Raw genomic sequence first — 18,755 nt, forward strand, 5'->3', positions numbered from 1 at the left:
CGCCCTGATATGTACCTGAGTTCAGTCTCTTTTTCGTTACAGTTTTACTCTCCAATCAGCACTTCTTTTGAAGGTTGCTGTTCTTTTTCCATGTCTGCCTGCGCATCTTCTTTCTGCCCCAGCTCTTCTGCCGGCAAAGTCGGAATCAGAATTCTCACCGTAAAGATACGTTCCTGTTCATCGTAAGAAAAATCGCCGCCAAGGTCGCTGCAGATTTTTTCGCAGGTCTTCAGCCCGATTCGCGTGCTTTCCACTTTCTTCGCTTCCTCAGGCATGCCGTTAATCGCCAAAATCTTGACATTCTCAGCTTCCGTCTCTGCATAAATGCAGACTACTTCATTCTTGTCTGCATACTTCATAATGTTAGAAAAAATATTATCAAATAGTCTGCGTAAACCAGAAATATCCGCTCTAATCTGCACTTCTGGTATATTAAAGTAGAATTCTACCTGATATCCATAGCTGATAATCTCCGCACTGTGCTCAGATAAAAGCTGCTGAAACAAAATACTCGCATCGAATACTTCCAATTCCCTGTCAGTTCCCTTATTTCCGAAGACCAGAAAATACTGAAACAGCTTGTCAGATAAATCCTTTAATTGGAAAGCCTTATCCCTGCAAGAAGCAATATATCGTTCCAAGTCCTCCTGGCTTTCGTATTTTCTTCCTTCAATGATATCCAGATATCCTATCATGGATGTCAGCGGCGTTCTGATATCGTGAGACATGGAAGTAATCAGCTGATTATTAGCCTCCCACGCATCTTTTTCACTCTGATGTTTTTGTAAAATGGAGTCCCTCATGACATTCACACCGTCAGCCAGCATGCCGATTTCATCATTACGCGTGCCTTTGATTTCATGATCCAGTTTTCCATCACTGACAATATTTACCTCCGTTGCCAGAGTCATAATACGCTTTGCTATATACCCGTGGTATAAAAGCAGCACCAGAAATAAAGTCAAAAAACTCAAAACCAGACTGACAGTCTCGGTAATTTGTCTCCAGCCTTCTTCTTTGTATATATCGATATAGGTATAATACTTTTTATCTGCGTACTGAATAATTCGATTTCTTACATCTTCCTGAAAAGACTCCGGCTCAATTCGCGCCACCTTCTGCTGCGGCAGATAATTCTCAAGCTGTGTATCGCTGTCCTCTGTAATTCCTTCATCTACCGTATTCTCGTTAGACGTCACCGCCCATCCTGCATCTAGCATTACGTTTTCGTTGTCCCATATGTAAAGATAGGTGTAATCCTGATCAGATACCCACTCCCGGAGCACATCCGTATCCGTCGCCTTCACGTGATGCTCCTCAATATACTGCTCTAAGTCCTCAAAAGCAGCATTGACATTACGCTCAATTGCCGGTTCGCTGGTAAAGTTGACACTAATCATATAGTTTGAAAACCAGGTGCTGACCAAATACATACATATTGCCAGAAAAATTCCCATCAGAGTGACGATTGCCATTTTCAGGTTAAGGGAAACAAATTTTTTCTGTTTACTCAACCTTGTACCCCTTTCCCCACACTGTCTTGATGATTTTCGGTTTATTTACGTCCTCTTCCAGTTTTTTACGCAGATTCAAAACATGCACCATAATAGTATTGCCCGCAGACGGCAGATACTTTTCTCCCCATACACCTTCGTAAAGGTCTTTGTTCTCTACGATTTCGCCACGGTGCTCTATGAAATAGCGCAAAATATCATATTCTTTATCTGTTAGCGGAATCTTTTTGTCGCCTCGAACCGCCGCTCTCGATTTGCTGTCAATGGAAATTCCACCGACGAGGGTCTCTTCCGTTGTAAGAGGAAACCTGCTGTAATACTCCTTATATCTGCGAAGCAGGGATTTTACTTTCATCAAAAGCTCCGTCTGTGAGAACGGTTTCACCAGATAGTCGTCACCACCCTCAGAATAAGCCTCCACCTTGTCCTGCTCCTGAGACTTTGCCGTCAAGAATAGAACCGGCACCGATGAGGTTTCTCTGATTTTGGCACATACTTCCACACCGGACATACCCGGCATCATGATGTCTAATATTACCAGGTCTACCTGCTTATGTTCTTTTATCTTTTCCAGTGCAATTTCTCCATTTTCGGCCTGGTCGACAACGTATCCTTCACTGCCAAGCAGCACGGTTAAAACCTCTCTGATATTCGGGTCATCGTCCACAACTAAAATCTTATATTGCATCATAAACTGTCCTTTCTTTCCCTTTTGCACCTCCTATTTTATACCGATATTACAAAAAAATATAGTAAAACCCATAGAATTTAAGAATTTTTAAGAAAAGGAAAAGAGACTCGCAAGCGCAAGTCCCTGTAAGTAACCACCTATTGATATTTCCTTTTGTACATCTTCATGGAAATCCCCATGGAAACAATCACTGCTAAAGCTGAGATGCACACACCAGCAACAAGATAGATTCTCGGGTTAAAATTCCAGAATTCCAGGTCAATGCTGTGCACAGTTAAAAATGCCAGCCCCACCGTAATTAAAATATATAAAATTCTTCCCCTTTCAGCACCCATCTTAAAAATAATCGGCAGGTTGATTGACATTAGAACCAAACTGCAGCAGAATACCAGCAGCAAAACTAAAAGTTTTTCCGTGAGGAGTTCCAGATTGCCTTCCCTTACCAGCATGAATACAGCCGAGGAAACGATTTCGATGACAGCAACTAATGCTGCGCCGATCATGCCGATTAGATACTTGGAAATTACGATATCCCTAATCTTATAAGGCATCATCTGCGCATAAGTGCCCCATCTCGACTGTTCATCAAAAGCCAGTGCCGTAATCGGCAGCATAGTCATATACATCAGCGCAAACCCATTGGTTGCCTCATTTTGAATTATTGCAAATCCAATCATTAAAATGAAAAACAGCTTTAACTGTCTAAAAAGCACCATACTGTCCTTAATTAAAAGTCCCCTTAACATTTCCCCCGCACTCCTTTCGTCATATACAGCATAATATCCTCGATGGTAGCCTTCTCCAGCATAAAAACATCGCTGACCAGTTCTCTTTTCACCAGACACGTAATCCCATACTGGCCAGTGCGCATGCCTGCCACGGCTTCAGCCGGCACATCGGCAAACTGTTCTTTGCTGCACTTCAAAATCCCGTATTCCTCCAAAAGCAAATCCTTTTCCTTACAGAACAAAAGCTTTCCCTGATGGATAAACCCAATATAGTCGCAAAGTTTCTCAAGGTCGCTTAATATATGCGAAGAAATCAGAATAGAGTGATCCGGCTCTCTGGTAAAATCATAGAAAATCTCCAGAATTTCATCTCGCACGATTGGGTCTAATCCGCTGGTTGCCTCATCCAAAACCAAAAGCTTCGGGTCGTGAGAAAGCGCAGCCGCAATAGAAAGCTTCATCTTCATGCCTCTGGAAAAATCCTTGAAGGCTTTCTCTTTTGGCAGACCCAGTCTGGTAAGATATCCAAAATAAGTTTCCTCATCCCACTTCCGATAAGTGGCTTTCATAATCCTATTTACATCACTGGCATTGAGCACACCCGGAAAGGTCGCCTCATCCAGAACTACGCCAATCTCTTCCTTCAGCCTGTCAAAGCCGGCATCCTCGTTATTCATCCCCAGTACCTGCACCATTCCGCTGTCTCTCTTCAAAGTATTCATAATCAGCCTGATGGTAGTAGTTTTTCCTGCGCCATTTTCCCCAATCAGACCCAGAATACAGCCCTTTGGCAAATTAAAAGTGATATCCTCCAGGGCAAATCCGTCCAGCTTTCTGCTCACAGATTTCAGTTCAATGGCATTCTCATAGCTCATCTCTTTACTCCTCCTCCAGCAACATCAACATTTCAGCAAGCTGCCCACAAGTCAGACCACAAACCTTTCCCAGCTTTAAAATCTCCATCATCTTAGCTTCAATCTGCTTTAGATGATTTTCTCGAATCAGTTGGGTGTTCTGCTCTGCTACAAAACAACCCTTACCCGCTACGGTATAGATAAACCCCTCCTGCTCCAACTCATCATAAGCTCTTTTTGTAGTAATCACGCTGATTCTAAGATCCTTCGCCAGAGAGCGAATAGACGGCAGTGCGTCTCCCTCTGCAAGCATACCGGCGATAATCTGATTCTTAATCTGCAGATAAATTTGCTCGTAAATCGGCTGCTGACTTGCATTGCTAATAATAATATCCAAGGTGGCCTCCTTTGATTCGGTGTATGATTTACCGTATATATACAGTATATATAGTTATAACAGTTTGTCAAGGCTTTTTTATAATTTTAATGAGAGGACAGCAGATTCGTCCGACTGCGTGCCATCTTTGGCGGATTTTTTTGTATACATGGCGTACACCTGAAGAAATCCGCCATCTTCCTTGCTTTTTAGAGGGCGAAATGGCGCGCACTCTAAAGATTTGAACGATAGCTAAGGGCAGCTACTGCTAAATCCGCCGGTTCTTTTTAAATTTAGGTCAAAGATGGCGTTTTATTGAGGTAGCGCGCCATCACCACTCTAAATAACCATAAAACATGGCGTGCCGCAAAGGGGGGCACGCCATGTATACAGGAAAATATTCCAAAGATGGCGTTTTACTGAGGTAGTGCGCCATATACACAGAAAAAACAAGGATTGTCGGCGCACAGCCCTAGTTATTGGGTAGTGGACATCGGCCGCGGGTCCTCACACCAATCCTTCCACAACAAAAAAGGGCGCTGCATGAACGGTGATTACCCGTCAATACAGCTGCCCTCTTTAAATTTCTTATTTTTCGTCTTCTTTACGCTCCTTCGGCCCCTGATTCGAATCTACGTGCATGTAGCGCTCGTAGATATCGCCTGTCGGAGGCGTTGGCGGCACGCGCGGCGGTATCGAAGATGCCGGAGGCACAGACGGCGTTGGCACATCCACTGAGTCAACCTGCCGATACCGCTTATTGATATCTCCGTTAATATAGGTCGGTATCCTCTTCTCATAGACCACTCTGGTGTCGCAGAGAATATCGTGGAGTCCCTTTTTCTCGTTAGTAATTCCCACCAGAATATATCCGATACCGAGAATAAAGGAGGACAGAAATCTGCCGATAGTTTCTCTGTAAAGTACATCTACAAAACTCAGCTTTTCCGCATCTGCACTTACCACCTTTAAGTTCAGCGCTTTTTTTCCAAGGGTTGCTCCTGCATAGTAGGTGCACAGTACAAAATAGACAGCGCCTGCTGCGTACAAAATACCATCTCTAAAGGAGTACTGGAACAGGAAGCTGCTGTCCAGCGGATTGTTTTCCAAAAGCATGCCGAAGCTGAGAAACAGTACCAGACGCACCACCAGCTGACCCAGCCATACCAGCACCATATCAATGAGGTAGGCTGCAAGGCGCGCCCAGAATCCTGCGTACACCTGCACCTGACAGTTGGTATTACTGCACATAATACATAAACACCCCGCTTTCAAATTCTTCAGCGGTTTCTTTCAGTACCTGACTGTCCGATTTCGGCAGCAGGTTTTCAACCTTTGCAAAGAGTGCAGTCCAGAAATCTGTTGCTGAATCCAGACGGTAGTACTGATCTACACCCAGCGTATTGGAAACCATTTCCTTTGCCTCTTCATAGCTGGCGATTTTATCAATCAAACCATTTTGGGCCGCCTGTTTTGCAGTATAGGTTCTGCCGTCAGCCAGCTTGCGCACTTCTTTTTCTGTCATATTTCTTCCATCAGCTACGATTTTTACAAATTCGCTGAAATATTCGTCCACCTGGGACTGATAAATCTTCATCTGCTCATCGTTAAAGGTTGCCGCCTTATTAGCACCGCTTGTGATGGCGATGTTTTTGATACCCAGCTTTTTGTAAAGGCCGCTCAAATCATAGCCGCTCATAATGACACCGATAGAGCCGGTCACTGTATTCTGGTTGGCATAAATAGTGTCCGCTGCCATGGAAATCATATAGGCACCGGAGGCCCCGGTATGCGCCATGTAGGCATAGACTGGTCTTCCCGTTTCTTTCTTATACTCCATCAGCTTGTCATACATTTCCTGAGATTCATAGACAGTACCTCCTGGGGAATCCACATAGAGCAGAATCCCTTCGTTATTGGAATCGTCGATTAAACTGTCAATGTAATTAAGGTTGGTAGAGTGGCGATAGGCCTCCGTGCCGTACAAATCATCGCTTTGCGCCTGAATAGTTCCCACAATATCTACAATAGCGATATACTCTCCTGCCGGCGGCACAAATTCCACATCACCGTTTAAAATTTTTTCTGTTGCACGGTCAAAAATCCTATCTGAAACCGTATTCGTCATAACACTGGCAACACCGGTTACAATGAACAAAATCACTGCAACTACCAGTCCAATCGTCTGTTTGGTTTTCATACTTTCTCCCTTCTATTAATATCCCAATTCTTCATTTATTAGAATGATCTCCATCTCGCAGGAGAACATTTTTCCAAAATAAATCACCATGCCGTTGCAGATTCGCTCCGGACTGCTGCAATCATAGCACTTGTCACTCTTTAATGCACATGGCGTATTACAGGAAAGACGTTTGGCATTTTTCGGCGCAGCGATATTTCTGGCTCTGTCTATGGCCTGCTGCAGGTCTGGCATAATCTTGTTGGCGCCGACAATAAAGTATACTTTTTTATGTCCATAAAGACTTTCTGAAAGGCGATTGCCCTTGCCGTCAATATTTACCATTTCTCCCGTTTCACTGACGCCATTGGCGGAAGTCAGATAGATTTTTGCACCTGCCGCATGGATGGTCAATTCCTCTACTGACATCCCTCCTGCCGGCCGCCAATGCCAATAGACATCGTTATGGGAGGATAAAATTTCGTAAAGCCCCATCTCTTCGATCGTCATAGAACCGCCAATTCCTACGGAAGTCCCGTCAATTTCCCTGTTCAGATAATCTGCTGCCTCTTCCTTTGTAGAAAATATGACCGCCTTATAGCCTTTCTCTTTAAATGAAGCCGCTGTTTTTTCGAGGTTCATCTCTATAACTCCTTTATTTTTTAATTCGATCAACTGTCGCTAAAATAATGACCGCACCTGCTGCTGTAATAATCAAAGACACCAGCGTCAGCATTTTCGCACCACTGATATCCAAAATCGCACCGCCGGCAAGGCTGGAAAGCATGGTAGTAATGGTCACCATCATGGTAAAAACCGACTGTCCTTTGACTGCCTCTCCCTTGCTCATAATTTCATCGATAAAGTGCACCATGGCAGGCAGGAATAATCCAAAGGCAATAAGCTGGAAAACTTGCGCCGCTAATATCATGGATACCGATGCAGCGATGTGGCACATCAGTATCTTTATTGTAAATCCAATTGCCGCAACTTTCAACATGAATTGACAAGTAAATTTTGCCCGAAGCTTATCAAAGAATACCAGAGTCGGGATTTCCAAAAACGCCATCAACGACAAAATTCTTCCCATATCCGCACTGTTTCCCCCAACTTCCGTCACAATCTGCATGAGATAATTGTTCATAACCGAGTTACTGAAATACAGCCCGATGACACCGATATTGGCAATGAAAAAAATCTTATTTCTTCCAATAAATTCCAGTAAATTGATGTCTTCTGCAACTTCTACCATTTCTGTTAGGTTTTCTGCAGCTGTCTCTTCAGCCGTCTCCCGTTTGCCGCAGGCCTTTGCTTTGTCATACTGCCTCTTGGTCATAAGAAGGCTGATCGCCATCATTGCCATGACAATTTCCGCACTGATAGGCAGCACCTCAATACCAAAGCGCGCAACCAGCACCCCCAGCACCGCACACAATAGCGAGTAAGACAGCGAACCTACGCTTCTTGCAATTCCGAAATTGATGTGGATACCGCTTTCTGAAAGCTTAAAGCTAAGCGAATTAATCAAAGGCTGCACCGCCGTATGCCAGGCGATGAGCAAGACGAAGACCACAGAAAGCGCCACGGATTTTCCCTGCAGCGCAAAGAGGCCTACCGTCATCACCATCATCATAATAGTCATGATCTGGCTGATTCCGATGGTTGAAATTTTCTTTGATCGATCCGCCAAATCAGCAACCAGTGGCTGAATCACCACCGCTACCACATTGGCGACCGCTAAAATAATGCCGATTTCTGTGTTCAGATAGCCTCTTCCCAGCAAAAACACAGACGCAAAGCTGCTGACGATTCCGTAAATCATCCAGTAAGTGCCGTGTATGCACCCGTAACTAAAATTCAATCTAAATTTCATTTTCTAATGCTCCTTGTCAAACCCAATAGGCGTGATCCATCGGTCCGCTTCCTGCCCCTAAATCCAGCATAGCGGAAAGCGCTTCGGAAATGTATTTTTTTGCCTGTTCAACTGCGACTTCAAGTTCCAGCCCTTTTGCCAGCCCCGCCGCAATGGCGCTGGACAGAGTGCAGCCTGTACCATGGGTGTTGGGGTTGTCTATCCGCTCCCCGTAAAACCACCTGCTGCCATCTTTATCTAAAAGAAAATCATTGGGTTCGCCCGTCTGATGTCCACCCTTTAATAAAACGTTGCATCCAAACTTTTCCTTTATTGTCTGAGCTGCTGCTTCCATATCTTTCTGCGTCTTGATCTTTCTTCCGCACAAAAACTCTGCTTCCGGAATATTGGGTGTAACCAGTTCCGCCAAGGGCATCAGCTGTTCGCAAAGAGCTTTAATCCCCTCGTCTGACAATAGTTTTGCACCACTGGACGCAACCATCACCGGATCCAAAACAATATGCTTTGCCTTGTATAAGGTTAGCTTCTCAGCGATAACATCCACCAGCGCGGCTGATGAAACCATGCCGATTTTTATCCCATCGGGATAAATATCGGTGAAAATGGCGTCAAGCTGCGCTGCCAAAAACGCCGGCGTTATGTCCATGACCTCCCTCACACCGGTGGTATTTTGTGCTGTCAGCGCGGTAACAGCACTCATGGCATAAACCCCATTCATGGTCATGGTTTTAATGTCTGCCTGAATGCCTGCACCGCCGCTGCAGTCGCTTCCTGCAATCGTTAATGCTGTAAATTTCTTCATCTGCTACCTCTCTAGGGAAGGCACTCCCAAAAGTCTATCAAAGTCAAGTTCTTCCAAAGTTCTTACATAAATATCCACCTTCTGCGACAGCTCCGCCTGCTCTTTTTCGCTTACCGGGTCATAAACACCGACCGTTTTCAGCCCTGCCGTTTTGGCGGTTTTTACGGAGTACAGGCCATCTTCGAAAAGCCATGTTTCAGATGGCTTTGTGCCCATAATTTTCATGGCTTCAAAGAAAATCTTCGGCTCCGCTTTGCTTGTTTTCCACTGGACGCAGCTGAGAATTTCTGCAAAGTAACCCGTATAGCCCAGTCTGTCAAATGCCGTGCGGATATAGTCTTCTGTAGTAGAGCTGGCAATCGTCATAGGTATTCCTTCTGTCTTCAGCCTCTCCAAAAGCTGCCTCGCGCCCGGCTTAAATGCCGCTTCATCTGCATAATATCCCGCTACTACGCCGTTAATGCCTCTCGTAATTTCCTCCGTAGACTGCGCCAGTGCATACCGCTCCTTTACGTAGACTGCACCCATATCCACGGTCATCGTAAACAGTTTGTCACCAAGACCTGCTTCCGCTTTCACGCCCAAAGACTGCAAATACCTTGCCCCTGCGTCGGTCCACACGTGCATAGTATCAAGAAGTACGCCGTCCACATCAAAAATGACACCTTTTAGACTCATCTTCCTTCCACCATCACTTTCACTTCTTCTTTCAAGTCCCTAGCTGCTTCCTCGATATTTTTCTGCCCAAAAATGGCGCTGATGACTGCCACCCCGCAAAGACCCCTGCCGGAAAGCTTTCCTACATTTTCCCGGGTAATGCCGCCGATTCCAATGACCGGAATATTCACCGCCTTGCAGATTTCTGCCACCGTTTCGTGGCTGATTTCCGCAGCTTCTTCTTTTGATCCAGTCTGAAAGACCGCCCCGACACCCAAATAATCTGCGCCCATCGCCTCTGCCGCTTTCGCCTGTTCCACTGTCTTTGCAGAAACGCCGAGGATTTTGTCAGGTCCGATGATTTCTCTCACATTCTGCCCTTCCAAATCCTTCTGACCTACGTGAACACCGTCAGCGTCAATCTCAGCTGCAATGTCCGCATAATCGTTGATGACAAAGGGCACGCCGTAAATTCTGCAAAGGGTCTGTATTTCTTTCGCCTCACTGACGAGAACATCTCTCTCCAAATTCTTCTCTCGCAGCTGAATAAAAGTGGCACCGCCCTTCAACGCTTTCTCTACCTGCTCATACAGGGTTTCTTCCCCTAGCCAGTGTCTGTCTGTCACTGCATACAGCAGCAAGTTCTCACGGGTCAGTTTCATAATCTGTTCCTTTCTTTGCTAGTATAGTGTTTCGCAAATAACTAAGTCAATCCACGGCGGACATTGACAAATCCATATATTTTTTTGGATTTTGTCAATGTTCGCCCATTATTTTTGCGTAAATCGCAGGTTTTTCTCCGATTTTTTGACAAAATTGACAAAAAATCGGTTTTCTGTCAATTTTGTCAATAAAATCTGCCTAAAACATTGTCAGAATTGACAAATTCTCAGGATTTTGTCAATTTTAGCAAACCGGTCAATGTGATTATCCATACTACCAAATAATCTTTGCGCCAATGTGCTCCATATCTTCCATATTTGCTCTCTGAATTTCTTCCGTCTGGGAAGAACAGCATTGTTCTATAATGATAGTTTCGTAGTCTAGCGCGATAGCGTCGTAGCAGGTGGTTCTGACGCAGTTTGGCGTGGTGGTTCCAATGAGCACCACTGTTTCTATCTGCAGACGACGCAGAATTAAATCCAGCTCTGTCTGAAAAAATCCGCTCCATCGTGGTTTAATAATCTGATAATCCGAAGGCTCTGCCATAAGCCCTTCCGCCAGTTCTTCACTATTTATGCCCGTTGAGCCTGGTGCCATGGTACCGCCGCCGGCTTTCCACGCTGCTTTTCTGGTAAATTCCACATCGCTTCCGTCAGGGCGATACTGCCGTCTCACCCAAAATACCGGCGAGCCCGCCGCTCTTGCTTCTGCGATAACTTTTGCGCACGCTGGCACTGTTGCTTTTGCGCCGGCAATACAATGCGCCGCACCCGGCTCTACAAATGCCTTCTGCATGTCGATGACAATCAGCGCCGCTTTTTTATGAAATATACTCATGACCTTCGTCCTCCAATTTTTCACGTTCCTGTCTCTGCTGCATTTTGTGATCCCCGTACATGGAAACCAGTGAACTTGCCAGAATTAGTCCAATACCAGCCATCATAGTAGGAGGGATTTCATCTCCCAGCACTACAGCCGCAGCCGCAGCCGCCAGCACCGGTTTAAAGAAAAATACCATAGATGCTTCCTGGGCAGACACGTATTCCATTGCCATGAAATAGGAGGCGTAACCCATGCCGGTAACAAAGAGCGCCACGTACAGAAAATACGGCAGGTTTCCCATGTTATATCCTTCCAGAAACGGAATATTGACAAAGCTGCCAAGTCCGTGACCTTCCAAAAATGCGCCGACACCTCCAATATGACTGAGCGCCGCAAATGTCATCATCTCAATGCTTCCAAAGAAAAAACTGCCGCAGGTCAGAGCGATACCGCCCAGCTTTCTGCTTTCACTCTTTCCCAGCACACCGTAAAGTGCAAAGGTCATCCCAGAAAGCAGAACAAATATTACTCCTGCCACATTGAGTCCCGGGTGCCACGGCTGCACGATACAGATGACGCCCAGCAAGTCCCCGATGACTGAAATCAGCTTATGCCCTGGCAATGCTTCTTTTAAAATAATCACTGCAAAAATAGTAACAAAAAGTGGATTGCTGCTAAACAGCACCGCTACCTTTGAGGCTTCAATATGTAAAATCGACAACTGATAGCATGTCATACTGATTAGCACACCGATGAGTCCCAGCACTGCAAACCATTTGATATCAGCTCCCGTAATGCGCTGATTTCTCTTGCGAAGTCCTGATATGGCAAAAGGCAGCAGCACAATGCCGCCGACAAAAAATCTTCCCATCGTAATCTGAATGGGATGAAACTCTCCCGCTGACATTTTCAGCACAATTTCCATAGAGCTGAATAGAATCGTCGCTATAAAAATGCAAATATATCCTTTTTTCTTATCCATGGGTTCCTCCCTCACCTGCAAAAATGTTCTTCCCGAACCATTATAGTCCTGCGAAGCGTGAAAATCAATAGAATGCAGATGCAAAAATAAGGAGCTGTCTCAGCAGCTCCTTAGATTCTTTCTGTTTATTTCCAAAGGTCTGTATTGTCCAGTCCGATATCTTTCGCCTTAAATACAGGGTTTATCCCTTCTTCTCTCTGTTTAACATAATTATTCAGCGCACGGATTGCGATACCGCCTAAGCAGAACATGGCAATAATGTTCACAATAGCCATACCACCCATGATGATATCCGCCAGATTCCACGCCAGCTGCAGATTGGAGTTGGCACCGATAAATACCATGACTACTGCCAGCAGCCGGAAGATGGTCATAAAAGCCTTGCTTTCGCTGATAAACTTAATATTAGCTTCTGCATAGAAGTAATTGCCGATGAGAGATGTAAAAGCAAAGAGTGCAACAGACACAGTGATAATCCCTACACCAATCTCGCCGAACATGGATTTCACAGACTCCTGCACCAGTGGAATACCGTTGAGCTCACCGCCTACAGTGTACTTTCCCGTGCAAAGTACGATAAATACTGTGGTCGTACAGATAATCAGTGTATCAATAAATACGGAAATAACCTGTACCAGACCCTGTTTTACCGGGTGACTGACGTCAGCTGCAGCAGCCGCATTCGGCGCAGACCCCATACCTGCCTCATTACTGAACAGACCTCTCTTTACGCCCCATACCATGCAAGAACCCGCAAAACCGCCAAAGATTGCCTCAAAGTCAAAAGCCTCCTCAAATATCATGCTGAAAATTGCTGGCAAGTCTTTTACGTGAGAGAGGGTAATGATAATGCCGATTAAAATATAGACTGAAGCCATAATCGGTACCAGTACAGAAGATACCGTACTAATTTTTTGTGCGCCGCCAAAAAACAGAATTGCAGAAACTCCCGCCAGAATTACGCCAACAATCAGCGCTGCTGCAGCATAGTTGTCCCCGGCATAATGCTCCAAAGAAGAAGCGATATTATATGCTTGCAGTCCGTTAAATCCAAAAGCAAAAGTCAAAATCAAAAGAATCGCAAAGATTACACCCAGCCATCTTGCTTTCATTGCTCTTTCTATATAGTAAGCCGGACCGCCTTTAAAAATCTCTCCGTCCTTCTGCTTATAAATCTGCGCCAGGGTAGATTCGATAAAAGCTGATGCTGCTCCGACTATCGCCATAATCCACATCCAGAATACTGCTCCAGGACCGCCCGCTACGATTGCCGTTGCAATCCCCGCAATATTACCAGTTCCTACACGAGAGGCGGTTGCAATCATCAACGCCTGAAAGGAGGAGATTCCTCCATCATGACTTTTTTCCATTAAAACCCTGATGCCCTCCGGAAACAGTCTGATTTGAACAAACTTGGTTCTGATTGTAAAGAAAAGGCCTGCTACAATCAGTGCCCAAAATAACAAGTTACTGTACATCCAGCCGTCAATAGCGTCTGAAATCGTAACCAGTGATCCCATGATTTTTTGCATTGTTCGTTCTCTCCTTTAGTAAATAATAGTAATTATATTTATTATCCTATATGCTATAATACATGATAGTATTTTATCACAAAAAAAGAACACTTTCAATAAAATGTTCTTTTTTTGTATTTTGTTTTCCTAATTAATTCGCTAAATTACTCCCCTCTGCCGGTAATCCTTTATTGCATCCGTTTTTTCCTGCTGTATACTGCCGTACCCAGTGCCAGAACTGAAACACCGAGGATGCCTAAAAGCAGCATAAGCGACGTATCGTCTCCTGTTTCCGGCGAGAATTTACTGGATGTATCGTCACCAGGTCCAGGTCCCGGCCCCAACGGTACATCCGGATCATCGATATCTATTGGTGGCTCAGGATCATCAGATCCAGGTCCCGGTCCCAACGGCACATCCGGATCCTCAATATCGATTGGTGGGTTCGGATCGTCAGGATCCGGAGTCGAATCATCAGGCGTAGTCGGTATCACCGGTATATTTGGCTTAAAGGTGTTGGTAATTACCAGCACTTCCTCGACTTCCTCCACGCTGCTGACATAGCGGTAATCCAGTCCGACTCTGTCCTCGACAACTGTATATGCATATGGAGTTCCATTTTCGTCAGCAATCGGCTGATCTTTAAAAGTTACTTCTTGCCATACGTCATTCTCGTCAGGTCTGCAGATTTCATATGCGACTTTCTCTCCGTTTCTTACCAGCCAGATTTTGATATATTCGGGCCTTAACTTGTGCTGGTCGTCATTATCGTCCCAAACCTTAGTAGCCTTGATGTCCCTCAAATCTTGCTCGTCATCAGGATGACCAATAATCACATCACCATTGCTTCCAATACCGCCGCCGCGAGTACCGGAAGTATTACCAGCAATAAACACACCAGCAAGACCCATAGCTTTCTCAATTTCCGGCGCCTCTGCCGTTAAATCCGTATGCATTGCGTGAATACCGCTTTTGTGCACGCCGCTGAGCGTAATTTCTTCACCACTCACACTTTTCCAGTGGTAAGCGCCGCCGCCCAGCATATATTCGGAAATATGGCTGCCCGGAGTCACATGCACAGAAGATACGCCGGTTCCATGATCTACATTGGAGCAAAGAATATCCTCTGCAATTCCTTCTGTGCTGTGATTCTGATAGAACACGCCTCCATCGGTCACGTAAATCGTTGTATTGGAAGTACCACAGCCCGCAAGACCTGCACCGTACTCACCCAGCATGCCTTTTGCGGCGTTGTTGTATACTGCCACATTGTAAACATATAATACGCCATTTTTATAACCGAGATCCTGCAAACCACCGTTGACATAGATACCGCCGCCGCCAAACCAGCCGCGTTCACCGTCACAGCGATTGTTGAGAATACCAACGACTTCTCCGGTCTTCATCTCTTCATTGACAATCGCCTTACCGTTACATTCTACATAGATACCGCCACCACAGCTCTTCGCATAGTTTTCTGCAATATAGCCGCCATTGATTTTCAAAAGTGGATAAGCATTTGTTTCTGCCAAGCCGCCGACAGAGATTGCACCGCCGTTGCTGCTTTCTGAACGATTTCCACGCAGCACACCGCCATTCATAATCATTTGTGAATCATGTGTAATCATCACAGCGCCGCCCTGACCTGCTCTGCTCTTTCCAGTGGCAATATTAGATTCCATTACGCCGTCATTCATGGTAAATACGCCGTCTCCATAAAGGAACACTCCACCGCCGAATTCTGCACTGCAGTTGCAAATTACGCCGCCGTTCATAGTAAGTTTTCCGCTGCACATAATTGCGCCGCCCCGTGACTCCACGCCAGAAGCTGCTGAAACGTTGTTGCTTCGCAAAATCGCATCTTCGCCAATTTCCATAGTACCGCCGAGACTGATTAACGCTTTGGTATTAGTCAGACCGTAGGACGCCGCACCGTCGATGGTGATATGGGAAAGTACAAAATTGCTTCCGCTCGATACGGAAATTAAATTTCCGTTATATTCCGGATAGCGCATAATCTGTCCTTTTTCCAAAGTCCAAGACGCGCTGCCGCTTATCCTAACCGTTCCCATGATATAGATAGTATCTAATTCTTCGTGAGCAGTCAGGATTTCTTTTGCCTTTTCAAAAGTCTTTACAGGCGCCGTCTTGGAAAGACCATCGGCGCTGTCGCTGCCTTTGTTTCCATCCAGATACACACCCTGAAGCATTTTCTTCTCAAGTTCAATTTTATCATCCTTCTGCACAAGTCTTACTAAAGGATTTTTCAAACCTTTTACATTAATTTTATCCGAAAGATTTTTATCGAGGGCACCGGTCATCAGCGTAATATTCTGTTCTAAAAATCCGTCTCCGTTAAGCTGCGCCAGTACTGTACTATCAAGTTCTATGGAAATATTTTCCATCTCGAAGTTTTGACCTAGTGCCACAGATTTGCCTGCGCCGAGAGTCAGGTTTAAAGTATCCTGCCTCATATCGAGATACGCTTTCTGACCATTCATCACCAGATTTTCTGCAACAACACCTTCTGCTACGGAAAGCTGTCCCTCTTCAACGGCTCTCAATGTGCCGTGAATAGTTCCCGTTCCTTCCAGCTTCAGTTTTCCCGCTGCTGTTGAAATCCCGCTGCTGCCTCTAATCCACACAGTATGACCGTTTAGGTCAATAGTTAAATCCTTCTCAACGCGAATGGATTTTGTCGTTAAAGCAGCGCTTCCGTCAGATTCCCCTGCGATTAAAACGATCTTATCTCCTGTCTTTGCAGCGTCTACAGCCGCCTGCAGACTTCTAAAAGTTTCATCACCAATGCGGGCAACAATTCTATCATCGTATTTACCCGCGGTAAAATATCTGTCACTGGTGCTGTCTGTGCTCAGCCCTTCTTTTTCATTGATATAGTTCGTCTCATCATGCCAAGTGTAGCCCTCAAAAGACGTTTCGCCGTCTTCCATAGCTTCAGCCTTAATAACGTCTACCGAACTGTTTGCACTGAGGAACAAATCATTGGCGCCGCTGTCCGCACCGCTGGTGTTTTCATAAATCGCACCGGAAATCATGCGCAGATAGCCTTTACCGTCCGCAGCAACACCTCCAGTCGCATTTGTTTCGGTTCCGGTTGCCTCGTTATACCTGATTACGGTGTTCTTCAATTCTATACCATCCCTTGGCTTACTACAGTTGCTATACACCGTCGCGTACTTTGAAGTGTTCTTTTCTAAAAGACAATCTTCTAAGAACAGTTCCGAACTGTTCCCATAAACATTTACAATACATCCTTGCGGACTGTTGTTTTCAGAGAAAATACAGTTCTTTAAGATATTCTTTAAACCTCCGACGAAAATACTTTCGGTATTTTCACCGGCATTCTTAGTAAAAGTGCAGGCTTTCAATACGATCGGCTTATCCCCACTACCACTGATGCCTCTGGAAGAAACCGCCGCCGCTTCTCTGGCGCTGTTTCCGGTAAACGCAACATTTTCAATGATAGTATTTTCATCTGTGCTGATATGCATACCGCCACCAGAAGCCGCCTGATTTCCTGATACTTCCAGATCTCTTATCTCCGCGCCATCGCCAGTCAGATAAAGACCTCCTCCCCGGAGAACCGTCTCGTTGCCTGCAAGTTTGCCCCCAGTCATGGTCACATTGCCGCCACCGTAACTACTACTGGAAAAAATACCACCACCATTGCTGTCAGCAGTATTTTCTGTCAGGCTGCAGTTTTCCAGCACAATTGTTCCATAGCTACCAATCCCGCCGCCACTGCTGCCTGCACTGTTTTGTGAAAAGGTACTATCAGCAATTTCCGCGCTGCTACTTCCGCCGCTGAGCATTATGCCGCCACCATTGCCGTTCGCATAGTTGCCGCTGAACGTAGTGCTTTTCAGGCTGAGCTTAATACCGTTTGCAAAGATACCGCCGCCGTGACTATCTGATTTGTTTTCTGTTACTGTGCACTCTTTCAAAGTGACTGACGCGTTGGCGTAAATGCCGCCACCCTGATAGCTTGTTTCATTACCTATTATAGAACAATTTTCCAATGTGACAGCGCCTTTTGCATAAATCGCGCCGCCCTGACAGGCTTTATTTTCGTTCAGATTGCAGTTCTTCAGGTTCAGGGTACTGTCTTCATCATGAAGATAGATTCCGCCTCCAACCTGGGTGCTATAGACTTTTTCCCGAATCTCATTATTTCCAATCGTTGTCTTATCCGCATTCAGACTGCTTCCAACCAGCGCAATGCCACCGCCGTAATAAGTATTGACATTATCACAAACTTCACAGTTGTTCATAGTAACACTGCTGTAAGCGGCATAAATACCGCCGCCCCATCCTCCGGTCGCTGTATTTCCTATCACATTTATATTTTCCAGCAAGACATCTGCTTTACTGATATAAATGCCTGCGCCATTGGTTGCAGTCGTATCCTTAATCGTTCCGTTTATAATCTTTGCGTCCACACCATTGATATAGACCGCGCAGGAACCATTTCCTGAAATACTACGTCCCTGCAAATCCAATGTAATCGCCTTGCGTAATACGACAGATTTGTTTATATCTTTGTGCAGACAGACTGTATCCCCTTCTTTGGCCGCATTCAAAGCTTCCTGCAGCGTATCATACGCATTTTCGCCGATAGAAGCCTCTGCCACCGAATTTTTCGGGGTTTCCGGATTCTCTGCCATTTCTGATGTTTCCGTAGCCTCGCTCCTGTCCTGTACTGCAGTGTCCATACCCGTTTCACTGTCTTCTTCTGCAAGCACTACGTTTTTTTCCTCTTCTGCGGAATTTTCTCCTTCAGAATTTTCTTCTGTCAAAGTTCCACTGCCGTCAGACGTTTCTTCTGCTAGTAGAGCTGCATGTTCTGAATCCTCCGATTCAAAAGCAGCCGCCTGCATCGTAGGTACCGAAAGAAGCATTGCCACTGAGAGTCCAATTGCAATGATTCGTTTTCTATTCTGTGATTGTGGTTTTTGCCTTTTTCTCACAGGTTCCCCTCCTTCATTACTCTTTCTTCTCATTATTTCCAATATTATTATATTCGCTTTTTCTATCGCTGTCAATCGTTGATTTTTCAACACTTTCGTTAGATTTTGGTTA

At 45.3% G+C, this 18,755-nt stretch carries 16 protein-coding genes; all 16 read right to left on the bottom strand.

Annotated elements, in window-relative coordinates; all coding sequences use genetic code 11:
- Positions 1-44: 44 nt before the first annotated feature.
- Complete coding sequence (locus NFR88_RS07810; RefSeq protein ID WP_251614830.1) at positions 45-1,475, bottom strand: HAMP domain-containing sensor histidine kinase; 1,431 nt, start codon at positions 1,473-1,475, stop codon at positions 45-47.
- Positions 1,476-1,506: 31 nt separating this feature from the next.
- Complete coding sequence (locus NFR88_RS07815; RefSeq protein ID WP_160202516.1) at positions 1,507-2,205, bottom strand: response regulator transcription factor; 699 nt, start codon at positions 2,203-2,205, stop codon at positions 1,507-1,509.
- Between the two features lie 137 nt (positions 2,206-2,342).
- Positions 2,343-2,951, bottom strand: coding sequence for an ABC-2 transporter permease (locus NFR88_RS07820; protein WP_251614833.1), 609 nt, complete (start codon positions 2,949-2,951; stop codon positions 2,343-2,345).
- Complete coding sequence (locus NFR88_RS07825) at positions 2,945-3,808, bottom strand: ABC transporter ATP-binding protein (protein ID WP_160202514.1); 864 nt, start codon at positions 3,806-3,808, stop codon at positions 2,945-2,947. The genes NFR88_RS07820 and NFR88_RS07825 overlap by 7 nt, the downstream gene beginning before the upstream one ends.
- A gap of 4 nt (positions 3,809-3,812) precedes the next feature.
- Positions 3,813-4,184 (bottom strand): GntR family transcriptional regulator, encoded by a 372-nt coding sequence (locus NFR88_RS07830; protein ID WP_160202513.1) that lies wholly within the window; start codon positions 4,182-4,184, stop codon positions 3,813-3,815.
- Between the two features lie 567 nt (positions 4,185-4,751).
- Positions 4,752-5,414: an RDD family protein gene (locus NFR88_RS07835; protein ID WP_160202512.1), complete on the bottom strand. Its 663-nt coding sequence runs from the start codon at positions 5,412-5,414 to the stop codon at positions 4,752-4,754.
- Entirely contained in the window at positions 5,404-6,363 is a 960-nt protein-coding gene (gene sppA / locus NFR88_RS07840; RefSeq protein ID WP_160202511.1) for a signal peptide peptidase SppA, read from the bottom strand. The genes NFR88_RS07835 and sppA overlap by 11 nt, the downstream gene beginning before the upstream one ends.
- A gap of 15 nt (positions 6,364-6,378) precedes the next feature.
- A complete protein-coding gene (locus NFR88_RS07845) occupies positions 6,379-6,984 on the bottom strand; it encodes a lactate utilization protein (protein WP_251614836.1) in 606 nt (201 codons plus the stop codon).
- Positions 6,985-6,997: 13 nt separating this feature from the next.
- On the bottom strand, positions 6,998-8,215 hold the full coding sequence (locus NFR88_RS07850) for an MFS transporter (RefSeq protein ID WP_251614839.1): 1,218 nt from the start codon (positions 8,213-8,215) through the stop codon (positions 6,998-7,000).
- A gap of 16 nt (positions 8,216-8,231) precedes the next feature.
- A complete protein-coding gene (gene thiD, locus NFR88_RS07855) occupies positions 8,232-9,017 on the bottom strand; it encodes a bifunctional hydroxymethylpyrimidine kinase/phosphomethylpyrimidine kinase (protein ID WP_251614855.1) in 786 nt (261 codons plus the stop codon).
- 3 nt (positions 9,018-9,020) lie between these two features.
- Positions 9,021-9,695: an HAD family hydrolase gene (locus NFR88_RS07860; protein WP_251614857.1), complete on the bottom strand. Its 675-nt coding sequence runs from the start codon at positions 9,693-9,695 to the stop codon at positions 9,021-9,023.
- Positions 9,692-10,336, bottom strand: coding sequence for a thiamine phosphate synthase (thiE, locus tag NFR88_RS07865; protein ID WP_251614860.1), 645 nt, complete (start codon positions 10,334-10,336; stop codon positions 9,692-9,694). Before thiE ends, NFR88_RS07860 begins: the two co-directional genes overlap by 4 nt.
- A 274-nt stretch (positions 10,337-10,610) precedes the next feature.
- Positions 10,611-11,174, bottom strand: a complete 564-nt coding sequence (locus NFR88_RS07870; protein WP_160202505.1) for a cysteine hydrolase family protein — start codon at positions 11,172-11,174, stop codon at positions 10,611-10,613.
- Positions 11,158-12,141 (bottom strand): DMT family transporter, encoded by a 984-nt coding sequence (locus NFR88_RS07875; protein ID WP_161908569.1) that lies wholly within the window; start codon positions 12,139-12,141, stop codon positions 11,158-11,160. Before NFR88_RS07875 ends, NFR88_RS07870 begins: the two co-directional genes overlap by 17 nt.
- 125 nt (positions 12,142-12,266) lie before the next feature.
- Entirely contained in the window at positions 12,267-13,673 is a 1,407-nt protein-coding gene (locus NFR88_RS07880; protein ID WP_243151011.1) for an alanine/glycine:cation symporter family protein, read from the bottom strand.
- A gap of 170 nt (positions 13,674-13,843) precedes the next feature.
- Positions 13,844-18,643 (bottom strand): right-handed parallel beta-helix repeat-containing protein, encoded by a 4,800-nt coding sequence (locus NFR88_RS07885; protein ID WP_251614863.1) that lies wholly within the window; start codon positions 18,641-18,643, stop codon positions 13,844-13,846.
- Between the last annotated feature and the right edge of the window lie 112 nt (positions 18,644-18,755).

It is taken from the genome of Senimuribacter intestinalis (assembly GCF_943192965.1).
GTDB classification, from domain to species: domain Bacteria; phylum Bacillota; class Clostridia; order Peptostreptococcales; family Anaerovoracaceae; genus Senimuribacter; species Senimuribacter intestinalis.

Excerpts from the sequence above, each read along its gene's own strand:
- NFR88_RS07810 (WP_251614830.1), bottom strand. The coding sequence starts at position 1,475 with ATGGCAATCGTCACTCTGATGGGAATTTTTCTGGCAATATGTATGTAT.
- NFR88_RS07815 (WP_160202516.1), bottom strand. The coding sequence starts at position 2,205 with ATGATGCAATATAAGATTTTAGTTGTGGACGATGACCCGAATATCAGA.
- NFR88_RS07820 (WP_251614833.1), bottom strand. The coding sequence starts at position 2,951 with ATGTTAAGGGGACTTTTAATTAAGGACAGTATGGTGCTTTTTAGACAG.
- NFR88_RS07825 (WP_160202514.1), bottom strand. The coding sequence starts at position 3,808 with ATGAGCTATGAGAATGCCATTGAACTGAAATCTGTGAGCAGAAAGCTG.
- NFR88_RS07835 (WP_160202512.1), bottom strand. The coding sequence starts at position 5,414 with ATGTGCAGTAATACCAACTGTCAGGTGCAGGTGTACGCAGGATTCTGG.
- sppA (WP_160202511.1), bottom strand. The coding sequence starts at position 6,363 with ATGAAAACCAAACAGACGATTGGACTGGTAGTTGCAGTGATTTTGTTC.
- NFR88_RS07845 (WP_251614836.1), bottom strand. The coding sequence starts at position 6,984 with ATGAACCTCGAAAAAACAGCGGCTTCATTTAAAGAGAAAGGCTATAAG.
- NFR88_RS07850 (WP_251614839.1), bottom strand. The coding sequence starts at position 8,215 with ATGAAATTTAGATTGAATTTTAGTTACGGGTGCATACACGGCACTTAC.
- thiD (WP_251614855.1), bottom strand. The coding sequence starts at position 9,017 with ATGAAGAAATTTACAGCATTAACGATTGCAGGAAGCGACTGCAGCGGC.
- NFR88_RS07860 (WP_251614857.1), bottom strand. The coding sequence starts at position 9,695 with ATGAGTCTAAAAGGTGTCATTTTTGATGTGGACGGCGTACTTCTTGAT.
- thiE (WP_251614860.1), bottom strand. The coding sequence starts at position 10,336 with ATGAAACTGACCCGTGAGAACTTGCTGCTGTATGCAGTGACAGACAGA.
- NFR88_RS07870 (WP_160202505.1), bottom strand. The coding sequence starts at position 11,174 with ATGAGTATATTTCATAAAAAAGCGGCGCTGATTGTCATCGACATGCAG.
- NFR88_RS07875 (WP_161908569.1), bottom strand. The coding sequence starts at position 12,141 with ATGGATAAGAAAAAAGGATATATTTGCATTTTTATAGCGACGATTCTA.
- NFR88_RS07880 (WP_243151011.1), bottom strand. The coding sequence starts at position 13,673 with ATGCAAAAAATCATGGGATCACTGGTTACGATTTCAGACGCTATTGAC.